General features: G+C 63.3%; 18 protein-coding genes. 9 read left to right on the forward strand and 9 right to left on the reverse strand.

The genetic code is table 11. The features are described 5' to 3' along the window. Positions 1-55: 55 nt before the first annotated feature. A complete protein-coding gene (locus ACFCW2_RS01380) occupies positions 56-817 on the forward strand; it encodes an SDR family NAD(P)-dependent oxidoreductase (RefSeq protein WP_379547619.1) in 762 nt (253 codons plus the stop codon). A 6-nt stretch (positions 818-823) separates the two neighbouring features. On the opposite strand, the gene ACFCW2_RS01385 is transcribed toward ACFCW2_RS01380, so the two are convergent. From ACFCW2_RS01385 to ACFCW2_RS01395, 3 genes are all read right to left on the reverse strand, one after another. Continuing rightward, positions 824-2,095, reverse strand: a complete 1,272-nt coding sequence (locus ACFCW2_RS01385; RefSeq protein WP_379547621.1) for an alkaline phosphatase D family protein — start codon at positions 2,093-2,095, stop codon at positions 824-826. Between the two features lie 55 nt (positions 2,096-2,150). Further along, a complete protein-coding gene (gene folP, locus ACFCW2_RS01390; protein ID WP_379547623.1) occupies positions 2,151-3,263 on the reverse strand; it encodes a dihydropteroate synthase in 1,113 nt (370 codons plus the stop codon). 280 nt (positions 3,264-3,543) lie between these two features. Further along, positions 3,544-3,975, reverse strand: a complete 432-nt coding sequence (locus ACFCW2_RS01395) for a hypothetical protein (RefSeq protein ID WP_379547625.1) — start codon at positions 3,973-3,975, stop codon at positions 3,544-3,546. Positions 3,976-4,011: 36 nt separating this feature from the next. Between ACFCW2_RS01395 and ACFCW2_RS01400 the strand changes: the two genes are divergently transcribed. Further along, complete coding sequence (locus ACFCW2_RS01400) at positions 4,012-4,245, forward strand: hypothetical protein (protein WP_379547627.1); 234 nt, start codon at positions 4,012-4,014, stop codon at positions 4,243-4,245. Here the strand turns inward: ACFCW2_RS01400 and ACFCW2_RS01405 are convergent. The 4 genes from ACFCW2_RS01405 to ACFCW2_RS01420 form a co-directional block, all read right to left on the reverse strand. Next, the gene (locus tag ACFCW2_RS01405; protein ID WP_379547629.1) at positions 4,242-5,396 is read right to left on the reverse strand and encodes a site-specific DNA-methyltransferase; all 1,155 of its coding nucleotides are present in this window, start codon (positions 5,394-5,396) and stop codon (positions 4,242-4,244) included. The two genes, ACFCW2_RS01400 and ACFCW2_RS01405, sit on opposite strands and share 4 nt — an antisense overlap. A gap of 218 nt (positions 5,397-5,614) precedes the next feature. After that, entirely contained in the window at positions 5,615-6,529 is a 915-nt protein-coding gene (locus tag ACFCW2_RS01410; protein WP_379547631.1) for a calcium/sodium antiporter, read from the reverse strand. Positions 6,530-6,539: 10 nt separating this feature from the next. Continuing rightward, entirely contained in the window at positions 6,540-7,499 is a 960-nt protein-coding gene (locus ACFCW2_RS01415) for an oxidoreductase (RefSeq protein WP_379547633.1), read from the reverse strand. After that, complete coding sequence (locus ACFCW2_RS01420) at positions 7,496-8,146, reverse strand: ribonuclease HII (RefSeq protein ID WP_379547635.1); 651 nt, start codon at positions 8,144-8,146, stop codon at positions 7,496-7,498. Before ACFCW2_RS01420 ends, ACFCW2_RS01415 begins: the two co-directional genes overlap by 4 nt. Between ACFCW2_RS01420 and ACFCW2_RS01425 the strand changes: the two genes are divergently transcribed. From ACFCW2_RS01425 to ACFCW2_RS01445, 5 genes are all read left to right on the forward strand, one after another. Then, the gene (locus ACFCW2_RS01425; protein ID WP_379547637.1) at positions 8,145-9,332 is read left to right on the forward strand and encodes a PQQ-dependent sugar dehydrogenase; all 1,188 of its coding nucleotides are present in this window, start codon (positions 8,145-8,147) and stop codon (positions 9,330-9,332) included. The two genes, ACFCW2_RS01420 and ACFCW2_RS01425, sit on opposite strands and share 2 nt — an antisense overlap. Before the next feature lie 77 nt (positions 9,333-9,409). After that, positions 9,410-9,967, forward strand: a complete 558-nt coding sequence (locus tag ACFCW2_RS01430; protein ID WP_379547639.1) for a GNAT family N-acetyltransferase — start codon at positions 9,410-9,412, stop codon at positions 9,965-9,967. 31 nt (positions 9,968-9,998) lie between these two features. After that, entirely contained in the window at positions 9,999-10,547 is a 549-nt protein-coding gene (locus ACFCW2_RS01435; RefSeq protein ID WP_379547641.1) for a DUF1285 domain-containing protein, read from the forward strand. Beyond that, complete coding sequence (locus ACFCW2_RS01440) at positions 10,544-11,146, forward strand: CoA pyrophosphatase (RefSeq protein WP_379547643.1); 603 nt, start codon at positions 10,544-10,546, stop codon at positions 11,144-11,146. The genes ACFCW2_RS01435 and ACFCW2_RS01440 overlap by 4 nt, the downstream gene beginning before the upstream one ends. Positions 11,147-11,280: 134 nt before the next feature. Further along, entirely contained in the window at positions 11,281-12,450 is a 1,170-nt protein-coding gene (locus tag ACFCW2_RS01445) for a CCA tRNA nucleotidyltransferase (protein ID WP_379547645.1), read from the forward strand. 198 nt (positions 12,451-12,648) lie between these two features. Here ACFCW2_RS01445 and parC read toward each other — a convergent pair whose 3' ends face one another. Continuing rightward, positions 12,649-14,943, reverse strand: coding sequence for a DNA topoisomerase IV subunit A (gene parC / locus ACFCW2_RS01450; protein WP_379547647.1), 2,295 nt, complete (start codon positions 14,941-14,943; stop codon positions 12,649-12,651). A gap of 99 nt (positions 14,944-15,042) precedes the next feature. Between parC and ACFCW2_RS01455 the strand changes: the two genes are divergently transcribed. Further along, complete coding sequence (locus tag ACFCW2_RS01455; RefSeq protein ID WP_379547649.1) at positions 15,043-15,585, forward strand: type 1 glutamine amidotransferase domain-containing protein; 543 nt, start codon at positions 15,043-15,045, stop codon at positions 15,583-15,585. A 128-nt stretch (positions 15,586-15,713) separates the two neighbouring features. Beyond that, positions 15,714-16,631, forward strand: a complete 918-nt coding sequence (locus ACFCW2_RS01460) for a DUF4349 domain-containing protein (protein ID WP_379547651.1) — start codon at positions 15,714-15,716, stop codon at positions 16,629-16,631. A 110-nt stretch (positions 16,632-16,741) separates the two neighbouring features. Here ACFCW2_RS01460 and ACFCW2_RS01465 read toward each other — a convergent pair whose 3' ends face one another. Then, positions 16,742-17,659 (reverse strand): TolB family protein, encoded by a 918-nt coding sequence (locus ACFCW2_RS01465; protein ID WP_379547653.1) that lies wholly within the window; start codon positions 17,657-17,659, stop codon positions 16,742-16,744. Positions 17,660-17,711: the final 52 nt, after the last annotated feature.

The following is a 17,711-nucleotide window of genomic DNA, read 5'->3' on the forward strand; positions in this document are numbered from 1 at the left end:
TTCTCCGATACCATCCCTCTCGACATGGCGACCGCCCGACCGTAGCGCGGGGCCCATGCAAAACAACACATCATTCGCCGGTTCCACCGCCCTCGTGACCGGGGCCGCATCGGGCATCGGAGCAGCCTGTGCGCGGTGGCTGGACGTGCAGGGTGTTCAGCGCCTGATACTGATCGACACGGACCTCGCCGGTCTGCAATCGCTTGAACTTTCCTGTGAGACTGACCTCATCGAGGGGTCGGTTGGCGACGAAGCCTTGTGGGACCGCCTCGACACGAGCCACCCGCAGATCGACTTCGCGGTCGTCAATGCCGGGGTCGGCGGCTCCGGCCTGATCGCCGAGCACGGTTTCGAAAGCTGGCGGCGGGTCATGTCGGTCAATCTCGACGGAGCGTTCCTGACGCTGAGCTACGCGATGCGGGCGATGCAGCGGCGCGGGTCCGGCTCGGTGGTCGTCACTTCCTCTGCCACCGGGATCAAGGCGGTAGCAGGGATCGGCGCTTACGGCGTGGCCAAGGCCGGCGTCAGCCACATGACGCGGATCGCAGCGCTGGAGGGCGCGCCGCATGGCATCCGCGTCAATGCTGTCGCTCCTGGCGGCGTCGATACCGCATTGTGGGACGGCTCACCCGATTTCCGCAAGGCGGTAGAGGCCAATGGCCGCGAGGCGACGATCAAGGCCATGTCCGGCGACACCCCGCGCGGGCGGTTCGCCACAGCAGAAGAGCTGGCCGGACAGATTGGTTTCCTGCTTTCGGACGCGGCCGCCAACATTACCGGCGAAATCCTCGTCACCGATGGCGGGTACTCGCTCTAGCGCGTCCTACTGCGGCTCGTTCTCTCCGCCGGGAATCATCCGGTCATCGCGCATGATCAGCGGAGCATCGCCGGGGGTTTCGGGTTCGTCCACCACTGGAGGGGCATTCCAGAAAACCACCTGCTCGGCCCGCACTTCGCCCTCGGCTCCGCGCAGGGACAGACTGACCGTTTCGGCATCCCAGTCGATCTCCACAAGTCCGAAGTTCTCCTCCGCGATGAAGTCCGTCACCCGCTTGGGGTCCGGCTCGCGCGCAGTGTTGCGCTCGGTCGTGCTGAAGGCGAGGTTGAGCGAGCTGCTGGTCAGCTCCCACATCTGTTCGCCACCGCCGGTGGGCACATCGGTGTAGATCCCGCCCGAATGCCGGTCGCCCGACAGCATCAACAGCCCGCTTTCCGCCCTCGCACCCAGCATGTCATACAGCTTCGCGCGTTCGCGCGGCAGCTGCTCCCAGCTTTCGTAATCATGCGCATCGGTCAGCACCTGAATGGACGATACCAGAATGCGCAGGTCCGCCGGTTTGGCCAGTTCCTGCTGCAACCACGCCCATTGCGCACCGCCCAGCATGGTCTTGCTCTCGTCCTGGCTTGGCACATACGGCCCCAGCGGCGCGCGTTCCTCGGTGTAGGGCATCCGCTCGAAGTCGGAGCGGAAGAAGCGCGTATCCAGCATGATCAGCTGCACCCGCCGATCGCCCTGCCCGAAGGTGCGGCTTTCATAGATACCGGGGCGCGAGCGGACTTCGGCCGAGCTTCCCCAATAGGTCTCGTAAATGTCCTCCGCGAAACCCTTGAACGCAAACTCCGCACCGCCATCGTTGAAGCCGAAATCGTGGTCGTCCCACGATGTCATCATCGGCACGCGGGCGCGAAAATGCTGGAATTCGTCATGGCTCGATTGCTCGTCATAGGCAGCGCGCAGCGTGGAGAGAGCGGCATCGCCCGACCAGTTGGTGTCGCCATAGACATTGTCGCCGATCAGCAGGAACAGGTCCGGATTGGTCGCCTCGATCTGCGCCCACATATGCTGGCTGCGCGACTGGTGGTTGCAGCTGCCAAAGGCGATCCGCTGGATGGTCGCGGCGGTGCTGGGCAGCGGCGCACCGGGAGGCGCGACGGGCATCGATATCTGGCCATCGAGCGCCTTGTAATAGCCAGCCAGGAAGGCATCGGGGCCGACCGTCACATTGGTGTCTTGCGCCGCCAAAGGTGCAGCAAACAGCAGCGGGAGAGCGACAGCCATGGAGGCGGAGAGGGGTTTGCGTTTGGTCATCATCATGGCTTTCCTTGGCCCTGTTTTATGACAGGCCGGTTGCATATCATTCGCACTGGTATCAATCGGCGGGCAAGTCCGCAAAGTCGGTCAGCGCCGCATCGCGCAGGCCCCGCCAAACATTGCGCGCCTGCACCGTCTCTTCGACATCATGCACCCTCAATAACTGAACCCCCGCCTGCATCCCGGCAATCGCCAGCGCGAGGGAGCCGCCCATCCGCTTCTCGACTGGAGCCTCGTGACTGAGCGCGCCGATCATCCGTTTGCGGCTGGCCCCCAGCAGCAGCGGGTGGCCCAGCGCGTGAAACAGCGGCAGCGCATTGATCAGCGCGAGATTGTCCGCCACCTGCTTGCCGAAGCCGATGCCCGGATCAAGCACGATGCGCTCCGCCGGAATGCCCGCCGCCACCGCATCGTCGCGGATGGTGCGCAGAGCATCGAACACATCGAACACCACGCTATCGCCCGCTTTCTTGTGCAAATCCGTGCCGTCGCCCGCATGCATCAGCACCACGGGGCAGCCCGCATCCTTCACCAGCGCGGGCGCGCGCGGGTCATAGCGCAGGCCCGACACATCGTTGACCATCGCCGCCCCCGCGCCCAGCGCCGCCTGCATCACCTCGGCGCGGCGGGTGTCGATGCTGATCGCCCCGCCCATCGCGGCGGTGTATTCGACGGCGGGCAGGATGCGGGCGATCTCGTCCTGCTCCAGCACGGCCTGCGCGCCGGGCCGCGTGCTTTCCCCGCCAATGTCGATCAGCGCCGCGCCCGCTTCCAGCATAGCGGCGGCGTGGGCCTGCCCGACTTCGGGATCATCTAGAAACGCGCCGCCATCGCTGAAGCTGTCGGGCGTGACATTGAGGATGCCCATGATCTGCGGCTGGTCGAGGGGTACGGTCCGCTCGCCCAGCTCCAGCGGAGGGTGCGCAAGCGAAAGGTTCGACCACTGGAGCGCGGCATCGGCGGCGACGTCTTCGGGCAGCTGCTCCAGCACTTGCGGCATCGTCGCGGGCGAGCACGTCCATCGCTGCGTAACCGCACCTCCGGCCTCGCGCAGGATCACTGCGAAGCGGTGGGCATAGACCATGCTCCCCGCCAGCCGGATGGCATCCCCCTCCTCGCTCTGCGGGCCGGGGACAAGGGCGATGGGGCGGATGTAGACGCTGTCAGTCATGGCCCGACTTCCCTAGCGCATCGCCGTCAGGATGGAACACATGGAACGCGGTACAAGGGGGGAAAGTTCTGGAGGGGAGCCAAGTATGTCGAGCTCTCCGCCCGGCAAACCTCGTCATCCCCGCGAAAGCAGGGACCCAGAGCAAGCGCGCACAGCCCGCCATTCCGGGTTCCCGCCTCCGCGGGAATGACGTGGGAGTTGCAAATCAAACTGAACGAACAAACCGATTGTAACGCTCAAAAAGCGCAGGAAAATCCAATGGCCGATCGAACGACTGGAGCTAGTCGACTAGGACTTGCACGCCCTTGTACACATCGGGATCGTCCCAGAAGGGATGACGGGGGATCGCCTTGTAAATTGCGTCCAGATAATCTGCCGGGAGATCGTGTTTGTGACGGTCGCGCTCGAAATACTCGCGGTCGCGCGCCGTCAAATGGACAAGAAAGTGATCTCCCCGTTCTTCACAGACGAAACGTGTAATTTCCCTCCGATCATCGCTGAACTTCAGCGAGCTTGGAGGGGGGCCCTGATTGCCCGCACTGTGCCAGATTTTTGCCATCACCCCGTCCCACTGCTCCGCGTAATCATCGCGCGTGATGGCCGGTTCGAACTCCACGACGAAGCCGGGCGGGCCTTCGGTCGGACGCCAGTTCGAGAGGATAACAATCTGCCGGTCGAAATCGACGAGCTGTTTGAGGACGGGTTCAAACATAACCTTGTTTCAAGCTTTTCTTGGCACGGTTCGGGAATGGATCCTTTGAAAAACTTCCCCTGGCTCTATGACACCAGCGTGAAGAATATCTTGCGCCATCTGGCTGCGGGAGCGGGCGCGGCGCTCTTCTTTGCGGGATATTTTTCATGGCGCGGCATTCCTACCGTGGGGGCAAGCGGACCAATGATGCTGGTCGCATGCATTGCCGTGTATGGTCTTGTCTGGGGCTGCGTTCTGACGGCCCTGCGCATCAGGATCGGTTCGCCCTAATCCTCCACGCTGAGCAAATACAATTGCCGCACCGCGTCGATCGGTTTCACCGCGCCCCCCTCGTCATTGGCATCCTCGTAATGCCAGAAGGTCCAGCCGTTGCAGCTGGGGGCGCCTTGCAGTTCTTTGCCAAGGCCGTGGATCGAGCCTGACTGTTTCCCGCACAACAATGACCCATCGGCACGCACCGTCGCGGTCCAGCGGCGTTTCTTGTCGAACAGCTCGGTGCCCGGTTTCAACATGCCGTTTTCCACCAGCGCGCCGAAGGCGACCTTGGGCGCGGTGCGGCCGGCCTGCATGGTGGTGAGCGCGCTTTCGTCGAGCGGCAGTTCCTTGGCGATGCGGGCATGGGCCACCTCGCGGTAAGCGGACTCGCGCTCGCAGCCTATCCATTCGCGGCCCAGCCGTTTGGCCACGGCGCCGGTGGTGCCGGTGCCGAAGAACGGGTCGACCACCACATCACCGCGCTCGGTCGTGGCCAGCAATACGCGGTAGAGCAGCCCCTCGGGCTTTTGTGTGGGATGCGCCTTGTGGCCGTCCTCCCCCTTCAGCCTCTCGCCGCCGGAACAGATCGGCAGCACCCAGTCGCTGCGCATTTGCAGCTCGTCATTCAGCGTCTTCATGGCGCGGTAATTGAACTGGTATTTCGATTTCTCGCCCTGCGAACACCACAGCAGCGTCTCGTGCGCATTGGTAAACCGGGTGCCGCGGAAGTTGGGCATCGGGTTGGTCTTGCGCCAGACGATATCGTTGAGGATCCAGAAGCCCAGATCCTGCAGGATCGTACCGACGCGGTAGATATTATGATAGCTGCCGATGACCCACAGCGCGCCGTCGGGCTTCAGAATGCGCTTGCACTCCGTCAGCCAGGCCTTTGTAAAATCGTCATATAGCTTGAAGCTGTCGAACTGGTCCCAGTGATCGGTCACGGCATCGACATGGCTGCCATCGGGCCGGTTCAGATCGCCGCCCAATTGGAGATTGTAGGGCGGATCGGCGAACACCAGATCGACCGAGGCATCGGGCAATTCGCGCAGACGTTCCACGCAATCGCCGTCCAGAATCTGGCCGAGCGGGAGTGCTTCTTTGGGCACAGCGGCAGGCTTTACCGCCCGGCGTGCACGTTGCTTCGTGGTCTCCAAGACCCCCATCAAATCTTCCCTTCCCCTGAGTTATCCACAGGGTGAGTCCAAGCGGACTCCGCGTCAAGGGAGGATTTTGCGCAGCTTATGGTTAATTTGACGTAACCTCAGGCGGAACGAAAGGTGGCCGGCACAAGATGTTGAGTCCATTGCCGCTGGCCAGACTCGACATAGAGGGGTGTGGCGCAAAAGACTCGTTGGCGCGGAGCTTTCGCGCTTTGCGTGATTTAGATCAGAGTGAAGGCAATGTTCGCGCTGAAGGCCAGCAGCAGAACCCCGCCCAGCGCCCGCCCGATGGCATGGCCACGCCACAGCAGCACCCACAGCATCACTGCCGAACCCAGCAGCACCGCCATCTGCAAACCGGCAATTTCCAGTGGTAAAGCGACTGGCGCCATCAGCATGGTCGCCCCGCCGATCAGGAAAATGTTGTAGATATTGCTACCCACCACATTGCCGATGGCGAGCCCCGGCTTGCCCCGGAATGCGGCGGCAGCGGAGGCGGCAAGCTCGGGCAGCGATGTGCCAATGGCGACCACGGTCAGCCCGATGACGGTTTCGCTCATGCCGGCAATGGTGGCGATGGCAATCGCGCCCTCGACCAGCCATTTCCCGCCGAAGATCAACGCCGCCATTCCGCCCGCGAACAGCGGGATCGCAAGCGGCAGGCCGGGGATGCTCTCGTCTTCCTCTTCCTCCTCGCGCGGGTGGTTGATCCGCCAGATGATATAGATGACCAGCAGCGCCAGCAGCGCCGCACCAATCCACAGCGAGCCGATCTGTGCAATGGCGAGCGCGGCCAGCAGAACGGTCGCGCCCAGCGCCGCAGCGGCATCGCGCTTGCCCAGCCCGGTCAGGACAATCGGCGCAATCAGCGCGGTCGAGCCCAAAATCAGCAGCGTATTGGCGATGTTGGAGCCGACGATATTGCCCCACGCAATCTCCGGGGAACCGGCTCGTGCCGCCTCCACGCTGGTGACCAGTTCGGGCATGGAGGTCGCCATGCCGACGATGATGATCCCGGTCAGCAGGTTTGACAGCCCCATCGCCTTGGCAATGCCCACGGCCCCGCGCACCAGCAATTCGCCGCCCAGCGCAAGGCCGATGAGGCCGATGACGATCAGAAATATGGCAGTTGTCATGAAAAGAGGTTCAGCTTTCTGAAGAGATGTCGCCCAGATACGGGGCAGCATCGGGGGCCAGCCCCGGATCGATCCCGGTAAGCTCTATCGATTTGTCCCACAAGCGCGCTGCGAGCAGGGGGTCGCGCGCGGTCGCCGTCGCAATCGCGCGGCCGGCGCTGCGCCCGCTGATTTCTACGAGGCCATACGGGCCGTAATAGCCGCCCGGTTCCGCATCGGGCGATGTCGCCGCCATCAATGCTGGTAAGGCGCCCTCGTCCGGATTGTTGAGCACCGCGCCAACCACCTTGCCCATAAAGGCAAACGGACCGAGATTGCGCATCAGTTCGGTGCCGGCAATGCCCGGATGGCAGGCATAGGCGCTGACGTTAGATTGCGCAGCGCGCAGGCGGCGGTCCAGCTCGAAGGTGAAAAGCAGATTGGCAAGTTTGCTCTGGCCGTAAAATTTCTGGCGCAGATAGCCTTTGCTGCCGTCCAGATTGTCAAAGTCGATCCGCGCGCCCTTATGGGCGATGCTCGCCTGGTTGACGATGCGGGCGTGTCCCTTTTTGCCGGCGCTCTTGGTCAGCTTATTCAGCAGCAGGCCGGTCAGCGCGAAATGGCCCAGATGATTGATCGCAAATTGCGATTCCACGCCCATCTCCAGCCGCAGCGGGGGCACCATGATGCCTGCATTGTTGATCAGCAGATCGAGCCGCTTTTCCTTCTTCGCCTTGGCTGCCGCAGCCTTGATGGAATCCAGATCGGCCAGGTCCAGCTGCAGATAGCGGGTGTTGGCCTCCGGCGCAGTCTCAGCGATGCGGGCACGCGCCGCCTCGCCCTTCTCCTCGTCGCGGCAGGCCAGAATAACCTCGGCACCCTTGCGGGCCAGCGCCTCCGAGATGGCATAGCCCAGACCCGTGTTCGCGCCTGTCACAAGCGCGGTTTTCCCGCTGCAATCGGGGATATCGTCAGAGGTAAAACCGGTCATAGGGAAAGCTCTGCCTGCGCGACCGGTGCGAAACTGCGCCGGTGAAGCGGTGTGGGTCCGTATTGGCGCAATGCTTCCATATGCGTGCGGGTTCCGTAGCCCTTATTCTTTTCCCAGTCATATTCCGGATATTCCCGCGCAGCAGCCAGCATCATGCGGTCGCGCCACTCCTTCGCGACGATGCTCGCGGCGCTGATGGCCGGCTCCAACGCATCGCCGCCGACAATCGGGCGGGCAGGCCAGCACCAGCCTGCGGTGCGGCCCTGCGGAGTCATATTGCCGTCAATTAACGTTCGGTCGATTGCGCGGCCCAGCACCTCCTCCAGCCGCGCGGTTGCCAGGGTCATGGCCAGCATGGTTGCGGCGAAAATGTTGATCCGGTCGATCGTTGCCGGACCCACCACCCCGACCGCCCACGCGCATCTTGCCCGCACCGTTTCATCGAGCACTGCGCGGCGTTTGGCGGTCAGCTTTTTGGAATCGTCCAGCCCTTGAGGTCGCGGCTTGCACAGCACCACAGCCCCCGCCACCACCGGCCCGGCCAGAGGCCCGCGCCCGGCCTCGTCCACACCCGCGATGATCTGCTCCGGCAGAGAAAACGCATCGGGGCGGAAACCAGAAACCGTATCGGGCGTTGCAGCATTCATGACACAAAACCTCCTGAGCCGCTCCGCCCTTCTTTCCCCCGCCGCGCTGCTGGTCGCAAGCTGTGGCAGTGCCTATGGCGGGGATAGCACGGTGGAGGCGCAGTCGACCTCCGCCGCCGCACCGATGGAAATGGCCGAGGCAGAGGCAGTCGGCCCCTTCGCCGTGCGCGACATGGGCACGTTCGACAAGCCGTGGGCCGCAGCCTTCGCGCCGGGCACCTCGACGCTGTTCATCACCGAAAAGCCGGGCACGATGAAGTTCGTAGATACCGCGACCGGACGGTTGGGGACGGTTACCGGCATGCCGGAGGTTGATTTTGGCGGTCAGGGCGGCCTTGGCGACATTGCCTTCCTCCCATCGGAAAGCAGCGACAATCTGGACAGCAGAACGATCTATCTTAGCTGGGCAGAGGCCGGCGATAACGACACGCGCGGCGCAGTGGTCGGGCGCGGCACGCTGGTCTGCGCAGAAGCCGACGCCTGCACGGTTGCAGGTCTGGACGTGATCTGGCGTCAGGCCCCCAAGGTCACCGGTCGCGGCCATTACTCGCACCGCATCGCGTTCTCGCCAGACGAAAGCCACATGTTCGTGGCCAGCGGCGATCGCCAGAAACTGGACCCGGCGCAGGACAACTCCAACACGTTAGGCACCATCGTGCGCCTGAACCTCGATGGCACGCCCGCAGCGGGCAATCCGATTGGCGAGCAAATCTGGTCCTACGGCCACCGCAACATTCTGGGCCTCGCCTTCGATGCCGAAGGCCGCCTGTGGGATCTGGAGCACGGGCCCGCTGGCGGCGACGAGCTGAACTTGGTGGAAGCCGGCAAGAATTACGGCTGGCCGCTGGTCTCCGAAGGCGACCGTTACAGCGGCAAGGAAATCCCCGACAACGACACGCGCCCTGACCTGGAAGCACCCAAGATCGGCTGGACCCCGGTGATCGCGCCGGGCGACTTCCTGTTCTATTCGGGCGACGCCTTCGCCGATTGGCAGGGCGATGCGATCATTGCGGGCCTGAAACCCAAATCACTGATCCGGGTCGAAATGAACGGCACCGCGCCGGTCGAGGCCGCCCGCTACGATATGGGCAAGCGTCTGCGCGAAGTGGTCCAGGGGCCGAATGGAGCGATCTATGTGCTGGAAGACGGCGATGATGGCCGCCTGCGCCAGTTGATGCCACTCTGACCGGAACCCACACTAGCCCCGCACCAAGCCGAACTTGATCGACAAGGCTGCGCGCGCGCTCTAGCGCCCCGCTCCTGATGGCAACGCTCGTTCCCCTGTCCGCAATCGACCCGGCAATGGTCGAAGAATTGCTCGACGCCAGTTTTGGCGAAGATCGGCGCGCGCGCACTGCCTATCGCATTCGGGAAGGCACGCAGTGGCTCGATGGCTTGAGCTTCGCCGTGCTCGATGATGAGGACTATCTCGCGGGCACCATACAGTTGTGGCCGGTTGCGCTGATCGATCCGGAAGGGCGCAAACATCCGCTCATCATGGTCGGCCCGGTCGCAGTCATGCCTGCACGCCAGAGCGAAGGTTTCGGCACCGCACTGATGGGTGCAAGCCTCGGCGCGCTGGAAGCCAACGCCGGTGGCCGCCCCGCTCTGCCGCAAGTCATGATCGGCGATCCGGAATATTACGGCCGGTGGGATTTCACCGCAGCACATACCGGCGGATGGCATTGCCCCGGCCCGTACGACCCCGCACGCCTGCTCGTGCGCACAGCCAACCCCGCCGTGTTGCCCGCAGAAGGCATGCTGGAGGCTTGGCAACCCGCCACGCAGAGCGCCGGTGATACGGCTCAAGGGAACGATTGAGCGCAGCGGAGGGTTCTGACAGTCAGACCCTATGCCCTATGATCCGCCCCCCGAACTCGCCGGCCTCTCCCTCAGCCAGATTGCCGAGCAGGTGGCCGCGCGCAAATTGCCGCCGGTCGAGACGTGGACGCCCGAGGCCGAAACCGAGAGCCTGATGCGGATTGCTGCCGACGGCACGTGGTATCACGATGGCGGGGTCATCAAGCGTGAAAGCATGGTCCGCGCCTTTGCCGGACTGCTGATCAAAGAAGACAGCGGCCAGCACTGGCTGGTCACGCCGTACGAGAAGTCGCGGATCGAGGTGGAGGATGCCGCCTTTATCGCGGTGGATGCGGTCGAGCGCGGTGGCAGCATCGCCTTTCGCCTAAATACAGACGAGCTGGTGGTGGCTGGCCCTGACCACCCGATTATCGCGCGCGGCGATACCGACCGGCCGGCGCTCTATCTGGCCGTGCGGCGCGGGTGCGAGGCGCGGCTGAACCGGTCAACCTATGAACAACTGGCCGCAATCGCGTTGGCGCATGGCGATGACTGGCAGGTCACCAGCGGCGGCGAGACCTTCTCGCTGCTGCCTGCATGAACGACCTGTTCGACCGGCTGAAGCGCGTGTTCGATGACGGGCATGGCGAGGAAATGCCCGGCCTGCTGACCGATCAGGCCTTTGCCGATCCTTCCCCGCGCCCCGCCGCCGTTCTCGTCCCGGTAACCCAGCGCGAGCGGCCCGGTGTGATCCTGACCCAGCGACCGCGCGATATGCGCAGCCATCCCGGACAGGTCGCCTTTCCGGGCGGCAAGCTCGATGCAGGCGAAAACGCGGTAGAGGCCGCCTTGCGCGAGGCGCATGAGGAACTGGCAATGCCCCCCGACACGGTGCGGATCGTGGGCGCGAGCGACGAATATGTCACCGGAACTGGCTTTGCAGTAACGCCGGTGCTGGGCGTGATTCCGCCCGATCTGCCGCTGGTCCCCAATCCGGGCGAAGTGGAAAGCTGGTTCGAAGTGCCGCTCGATATCTTGTTCGACGCCGCCAACTACGGGTCCAACACTGTGACATGGAAGGGTGCGGAACGGACTTATTTCGAGATGGAATATGACGGTTATCGCATCTGGGGCGTGACCGCCGCGATCATCGCGAATCTGCAGCGCCGGATGCGGCTGACAGAATTGTTCGAGACATAGTTGAAACCTTCAAGGCCGTTCGTCCTGAGCTTGTCGGAAGCGAAGCTGGGCGTTGCCCAACCACCGCACTTTCTACTAGCGCAGTCTCCGAAGTAAAAGGCGGCCCTTCGACAGGCTCAGGGCGAACGGGATTTATGGTGGCAGAATTACCCAAAGCAGACTGGACCCAGCGCGAAGACCTCGCTGCGCTCGTCCGTGCGCTCGGCGCGGACAATATCCGCTGGGTCGGCGGAGCGGTGCGCGACACGCTGCTGGGTGTGCCGGTCAGCGATGTCGATGCGGCCACGCCGTTCCATCCTGATCAGGTCATCAGCCTGCTGAACGAAGCCGGCATCCGCACGGTGCCCACCGGGATCGAGCACGGCACCATCACTGCAGTGCTGGAAGGCGGGCCGGTGGAGGTCACAACCCTGCGCCGCGATGTCGCCACCGATGGCAGGCGCGCGACCGTGGCCTTTGCCAAGGAATGGCGCGAGGATGCCGCGCGGCGGGATTTCACCATCAACGCCCTGTTCGCCCATCCCGAAACGCTGGCCATCGACGACTATTTCGGCGGGCTGGGCGATCTGGACGCGCGGCGCGTGCGGTTTATCGGCGATGCCCGCCAGCGCATCCGTGAGGACCACCTGCGGATCCTACGATACTACCGGTTCCAGGCGCGGTTCGGGGCTGATCTGGACACCGAAGCCGAGGAAGCCTGCGCCGAACTGGCAGAGACAATGAAGGGCCTGAGCCGCGAGCGGGTGGCGGGCGAACTGCTCTCCATCCTCGCTTTGCCCAGCCCCGCGCCGACCATCGCCCGGATGCACGAACGCGGCGTTTTGAAAGTTATTCTCCCCGAAACTACCCAGGCACAGATCGCCGCATTGGAGGCATTGACCTCGCACGAGAAAATGCTCGCCGCGCGCCCCGATGCCTTGCGCCGGCTGTCCGCCCTGCTGCCCGCCCTCCCCCATGTGGCCGAGGCCGTTGCCGCCCGCCTGCGCCTCTCGCGCAAGCAACGTGCGCATCTCTCCACGCTCGCCGCGCGCAGCGATGCCGATGCCGGCCGTCCCAAGGCGTTGGCCTATGAAGAGGGCATGGACGCCGCGCGCGACCGGTTGCTGCTGGCGGGAGCGCCAGTAGCTGCGCTGGACGGCTGGGAACCGCCGCAATTTCCGCTCAAGGGCGGCGAGATTGTCGCAATGGGTCTGGCGAAGGGGCCAGACGTCGCGCGGCTGTTGCAGACCGTGGAAGCACAGTGGATCGAGGAAGGTTTTCCGGATCGGGCGCGGGTGGAAGCTATTCTCTCGAACTTGAAGTAGATTCTGGCGCTCACAGAGGCACAGAGGCACAAAGAGGGTCTCGCCTTCCGCGGCGCAGCCGCCTCAAGTCAGATCGTTCGACTTAACCGAGGCTCGCAGATGCAAGGCGGCTTCGCCGCAGGCGCACCTCCTCCGTGCCTCTGTGCCTCTGTGAGCGTTCCTGATTCACAGCGCTCAGCGCCTCTGCGCGCGGAAAACCTAGAACCTGTTATCCTTCGGGAAGCCCGTCGGCGGCATCCGCCCTGCCCCGCCGCGCGCGACTTTCCATTGCCAGATATCGCTCTCGGTGCGGGTCCGGTCGCCCTTGCCGCCCATCGTCCAGCTAAGGCCTTCCTCCAGCACGAATGTCGTCGCATCGGACAGGCCGCCGTCACGGTAGTTCTGGAGCTTCACGCCCTGCCCGCGCGTCATCACCGGCAGCTCTTCCAGATTGAACACCACCAGTTTGCGGTTCTCGCCCACCACGGCCACATGATCGTGGCCCGCCGGGATCGGGCGCACCACCGCCAGTCTGGCGCCGTCTTTCAGGTTCACCACCTGCCGCCCTTTGCGCGTTTCGGCGAGAAGATCGGCGGTGTTGGCGGAGAAGCCCTTGCCCGTGTCGGCGGCCAGCAGAAGGCGGCCCTCTGGCTGGTGTACGATCATCGCGGAAATTTGCGCCTCGGCATCGATATCGAGCGTCGATTGCACCGGCTCGCCAAAGCCGCGCGCGCCGGGCAGCTTGTCCGCGCCCAAAGTGAAGAACCGCCCGTCGCTGGTCGCCAGCAGCAATTTGTCCGTGGTCTGGGCGTGGGCGATGAAGCCCAGTTCGTCGCCTTCCTTGAACTTGAACTCTTGTTCCAGATCGACATGGCCCTTCGCCGCGCGGATCCAGCCGCGCTTCGACAAGATCACCGTCACCGGCTCCTTCTCGATCATCGCGTCCATGCTGAATTCCACCGCAGGCGCGGCCTCGGCAATCGTGGTGCGGCGGCGGCCCAGCTCTGTCTCCGGCCCGTATTCCTTATGCAGCGCGCGCAGGTCTTTCTTCAGCCGCGTGCGCTGGCGGGCGGGCGATCCGAGCAGCTTGTCCAGCTCATCCTTCTCCGCCAGCAGCTCGTCTTTCTCCGTGCGCAGCTGCATTTCCTCCAGCTTTCGCAAGGACCGCAGGCGCATGTTGAGGATCGCTTCGGCCTGACGATCGGTGAGCTTGAACTCCTCCATCATCACGGCCTTGGGCTCGTCCTCGGTGCGAATGATTTCGATCACCCGGTCGAGATTGAGGAAAGCGATGATATAGCCTTCGACCAGTTCCAGCCGCCGGGCGATCTGGTCCAGACGGTGCTGGCTGCGGCGCTGCAGGATATCGATCTGGCTGCGGACCCAGTTTTCCAGCAGCTCCTTCAGCCCCATCACCATCGGCGTGCGCGTGGCATCCAGCACGTTGAGATTGAGCGAGAAGCGCGTCTCCAGATCGGTCAGCTTATAGAGCGATTCTTTCAGCAACTCCGGATCGACATTGCGGCTGCGCGGGACCAGCACCAGCCGGATCTTCTCGTCGCTTTCGTCGCGCACATCTTCCAGGATCGGCAGCTTTTTGTCGGCAATCGCCGCAGCAATCTGCTCGATCAGCTTGCCCTTGGGCACCTGATACGGAATTTCGCTGACGACCAACTGCCATTGCCCGCCGCCCAGCCGCTCGATGCCCGCCTCGCGGTCTGCCTCCTTCTCCGCTTCCTCCGCATGGAAGCGCCCGCGCACCCGGAACGCGCCGCGCCCGGTTTCGTAAGCGGCGGAGATCGACGCCGGACTGTCCACCACCAGCCCGCCGGTGGCGAAGTCCGGCCCGTGGAACAGCTCCATCAGGCGGGCGTGCTCGACATGCGGATTGTCGATCAGCTCCAGCGTCGCGTCGACCACTTCGGCGACATTGTGGCTGGGAATGTTGGTCGCCATCCCCACGGCGATCCCGCTAGCGCCATTGGCCAGCAGATTAGGGAACAGGCCGGGAAAAATCTCCGGTTCCTCATCCTCGTTATTATAGGTCGGGATGAAATCAACCGTGCCCTGATCGAGGCCATCCATCAGGCGCAGCGCCGTCTTGGTCAGGCGGGCCTCTGTGTAGCGATACGCAGCAGCGTTATCGCCATCGATATTGCCGAAGTTACCCTGCCCCTCGACCAGCGGATACCGCAGCGAGAAATCCTGCGCGAGGCGGACCATCGCGTCATAAACGCTCGTATCGCCATGCGGGTGATACTTACCGATCACGTCGCCGACGACGCGGGCGCTCTTCTTGAACGCATCGGTCGGGTTCAGTTTTAGCTGCCGCATCGCCCACAACAGACGGCGGTGAACCGGCTTCAATCCGTCGCGCAAATCGGGCAGCGAGCGCGCCGTAATCGTGCTGAGCGCATAGACGAGATAGCGCTCCTCCAACGCTGCATCGAAGGGCGCGTCGACAATTGCGTCGAACGGATCGGGCTCAATTATATCGGTATCATCTGCGGCCATGCGCTCTGCCTTATCACCGCCACGCTTCGCCTGTCAGCATGGAACACACACCTGTCCCCGTCCATTGAAGGAGTAACAACAAATCAAGGAGATACACCCATGAAAAACGTACTGATCCTCGCCACTGACGGGTTTGAGCAGTCCGAACTGATGCAGCCCAAGGCCAATCTCGAAGACGCCGGTATCAAGACCACCGTGGTGAGTCTTGAAAGCGGCGAAATCAAGGGTTGGAAGGACGGCAATTGGGGCGACAGCGTCTCGGTCGACATCACGCTCGACGAAATCGAGAACTGCGAAGGGTATGACGCGCTGCTGCTGCCGGGCGGCCAGATCAACCCCGATATTCTGCGGATGAACGACCGCGCGGTCGCGCTAGTCAAGAATTTCGACATGGCGGGCAAGCCGATTGCCGCCATCTGCCACGCACCGTGGCTGCTGGTCGAGGCCGACATCGTGAACGGCAAGACCGTCACCAGCTGGCCCTCGCTCCGCACGGACTTGAAGAATGCGGGCGGAAATGTGGTCGACTCGGAAGTCGCGCAGGACGGGAATCTGATCACCAGCCGCAATCCGGACGACATTCCGGCCTTCTCCGATGCCCTGATCGCGCAGGTGCAGGAGCGCGTGCCCGAGAACGCCTAACCCTCTAAAATATAGCCTAAAAAGGGGCCTCGCCGCGACAGCTGGCGGGGCCCTATTTTGTGCCCTCTTGCTATCTCGTCTGAAATGTGGCCATAATGTGTCATAAATAAGGCAAGAAAGAGGCAAGGATGATGACTGGCGTACAATCAGGAACATGGATGAAGCTGGCAGCGGCGACTTCGCTGCTGGCATTGGCGGCCTGCAACGAGGCTGGCGACTATGCGGCGGATGAAGCCACCGAAGCGTCGGTCGATATGGCTGCGGAGAGCGTGATGCAGGCGGATATGGCCGAAGCCGAAAGCGCGGGACCCGAAAGCGCACTGCCCCCTCTGGCCGAGATACCGACCAGCCTCCCGCAGCTCGCTTACACTTATGACTACAACTGGCGGCTGGCCGCGCCCGAAATTGGCCCGCTGCAGCGCCGCCATGCAAGCCTTTGCGAACAGCAAGGCCCGGCCAGCTGCCAGATCCTGGGCATGACCAAAACGGGCGAAGAAGCCGACGATGTGCGCGGCGAATTGCAGATGGCGGTGGCCAGCAAGCAGGCTCGTGCGTTCGGCGCTCTGCTGGAAGACGAGGCAGAGGACGCAGGCGCAGAGCAAGTTTCCGCCGAAATCCGGTCCGAAGAACTGAGCAAGCAGATCGTCGATACGCAGGCACGGGTGGATGCCCGCACGCAATTGCGCGACCGGTTGATGGATGTGCTGAAAACGCGGAGGGGCACCGTTGAGGAACTGGTGCAGGCCGAACGCAGCGTCGCGCAGGTGAACCAAGAGATCGATCAGGCGCAAAGCTGGTTGAAAGAAATGGAAGGCCGTGTTGCCTATAGCCGGGTGACAGTGCGGTACGAGACAGGTGCGCCGGTCACGAACGACTTCCTGAAACCGGTCGCGGGCGCGCTGGGTTCGCTCGGTTCCATTCTCGGCTGGGTGGTAGCAATACTGATCGTGCTGGGTGCAATCATTGCACCTATTGCGGGCATCGTCTGGGCAGGACGGCGGATCAACCGCGGGTTTGCGAGGAAGGTGGTCGCTTCTGGCGAGTAACTGCGGCCCCCTAACCCCGTCATTCCCGCGCAGGCGGGAACCTAGGATGGCGTAGTACTTCGCTGCTCTGGGTCCCCGCTTTCGCGGGGATGACGGAGGGATGGGTGTGACTATTCAGCCGGCAGCCCGACAATCGCTATCCGCCTGCCGTCCGGGCTCACCGCAATGCGGGCTGCCGATGCGATGCCGTGCTGGGCAAGGTCGGCAATCTCGTCCCAGCCATCGCCGCCCTCGCGCCAGCGATGCAGCTTCCCGTCCTCGATTTGCAGGATCGCGCCATCGAGCGACCAGGTGTAATTGGCATTCGCGCCGACAATCGGCGTTAGCGGGCGGATCGCCCTCGTTTCGGGGTCGAACGCCTTAATCCACACTTCCTCGTTGGTCTGACGGTGGACGAAGCTGATCATGTCGGTGCCCGGTATCACCATCGGCGTCGCAGGCACGGCGTGCCCGCTGATAAAGTGATATGCGGGCTTATCGGCATGGGTCAGCGCAACGCTAAATCCATAGCGCGACCAGAACAGAATATCGCCGGTCGCGTGGTTGCGCGCGAAATAGCCGACCGGCTCGGTCACGCCGGCGGCCTCCAGCGACCATTGCGGCGCATCGGGAGTGCTGCGATCGAGATGCCAGATCGAGTTGTTCCGCTCGAACACCATCGAGATCGTCCGGTTGTCCGGCGATGGCGTAGGCGAGAATTCGGATTCCGGCGTTCGCGTAATCTGCGTGTGGGTGCCTCTCGCAATATCATATTCCCAAATATCAGTCTGCGTCCCGTCATCGCGGGAATAGAGGAAGGTGGCGCTGTCTTTCGTGAAAAAAGGCTGGTTGTCATAGCCTGCGCGGCTGGTGACATTGGCCCCATCCGACAGCGCATTCGCGTCCGCCTCTGCATCATAATCGAACAGGAAAATCTCGGTCTCGGGGAAAGCCGGTGACGGCGCGTCTTCAGCGGCTTCCTGCGCGTGCGCGGCTCCTGACAGCAACAGGCTGGCGCAAAGGGCATGGATCGAATGGCTTAGCGGCATTGTGGTCTCCCCGGTTTTTGACATCCTAGCGCATGGTGCGCGCGGGTCCACT

This window comes from Qipengyuania algicola, assembly GCF_042492175.1.
Taxonomy (GTDB): Bacteria; Pseudomonadota; Alphaproteobacteria; order Sphingomonadales; family Sphingomonadaceae; genus CAJXSN01.

What these genes read in the sequence shown, in the direction of transcription:
- ACFCW2_RS01380 (WP_379547619.1), top strand. Translation starts at nt 56, where the DNA reads ATGCAAAACAACACATCATTCGCCGGTTCCACCGCCCTCGTGACCGGG.
- ACFCW2_RS01385 (WP_379547621.1), bottom strand. Translation starts at nt 2,095, where the DNA reads ATGATGATGACCAAACGCAAACCCCTCTCCGCCTCCATGGCTGTCGCT.
- folP (WP_379547623.1), bottom strand. Translation starts at nt 3,263, where the DNA reads ATGACTGACAGCGTCTACATCCGCCCCATCGCCCTTGTCCCCGGCCCG.
- ACFCW2_RS01395 (WP_379547625.1), bottom strand. Translation starts at nt 3,975, where the DNA reads ATGTTTGAACCCGTCCTCAAACAGCTCGTCGATTTCGACCGGCAGATT.
- ACFCW2_RS01400 (WP_379547627.1), top strand. Translation starts at nt 4,012, where the DNA reads ATGGATCCTTTGAAAAACTTCCCCTGGCTCTATGACACCAGCGTGAAG.
- ACFCW2_RS01405 (WP_379547629.1), bottom strand. Translation starts at nt 5,396, where the DNA reads ATGGGGGTCTTGGAGACCACGAAGCAACGTGCACGCCGGGCGGTAAAG.
- ACFCW2_RS01410 (WP_379547631.1), bottom strand. Translation starts at nt 6,529, where the DNA reads ATGACAACTGCCATATTTCTGATCGTCATCGGCCTCATCGGCCTTGCG.
- ACFCW2_RS01415 (WP_379547633.1), bottom strand. Translation starts at nt 7,499, where the DNA reads ATGACCGGTTTTACCTCTGACGATATCCCCGATTGCAGCGGGAAAACC.
- ACFCW2_RS01425 (WP_379547637.1), top strand. Translation starts at nt 8,145, where the DNA reads ATGACACAAAACCTCCTGAGCCGCTCCGCCCTTCTTTCCCCCGCCGCG.
- ACFCW2_RS01420 (WP_379547635.1), bottom strand. Translation starts at nt 8,146, where the DNA reads ATGAATGCTGCAACGCCCGATACGGTTTCTGGTTTCCGCCCCGATGCG.
- ACFCW2_RS01430 (WP_379547639.1), top strand. Translation starts at nt 9,410, where the DNA reads ATGGCAACGCTCGTTCCCCTGTCCGCAATCGACCCGGCAATGGTCGAA.
- ACFCW2_RS01435 (WP_379547641.1), top strand. Translation starts at nt 9,999, where the DNA reads ATGCCCTATGATCCGCCCCCCGAACTCGCCGGCCTCTCCCTCAGCCAG.
- ACFCW2_RS01440 (WP_379547643.1), top strand. Translation starts at nt 10,544, where the DNA reads ATGAACGACCTGTTCGACCGGCTGAAGCGCGTGTTCGATGACGGGCAT.
- ACFCW2_RS01445 (WP_379547645.1), top strand. Translation starts at nt 11,281, where the DNA reads ATGGTGGCAGAATTACCCAAAGCAGACTGGACCCAGCGCGAAGACCTC.
- parC (WP_379547647.1), bottom strand. Translation starts at nt 14,943, where the DNA reads ATGGCCGCAGATGATACCGATATAATTGAGCCCGATCCGTTCGACGCA.
- ACFCW2_RS01455 (WP_379547649.1), top strand. Translation starts at nt 15,043, where the DNA reads ATGAAAAACGTACTGATCCTCGCCACTGACGGGTTTGAGCAGTCCGAA.
- ACFCW2_RS01460 (WP_379547651.1), top strand. Translation starts at nt 15,714, where the DNA reads ATGATGACTGGCGTACAATCAGGAACATGGATGAAGCTGGCAGCGGCG.
- ACFCW2_RS01465 (WP_379547653.1), bottom strand. Translation starts at nt 17,659, where the DNA reads ATGCCGCTAAGCCATTCGATCCATGCCCTTTGCGCCAGCCTGTTGCTG.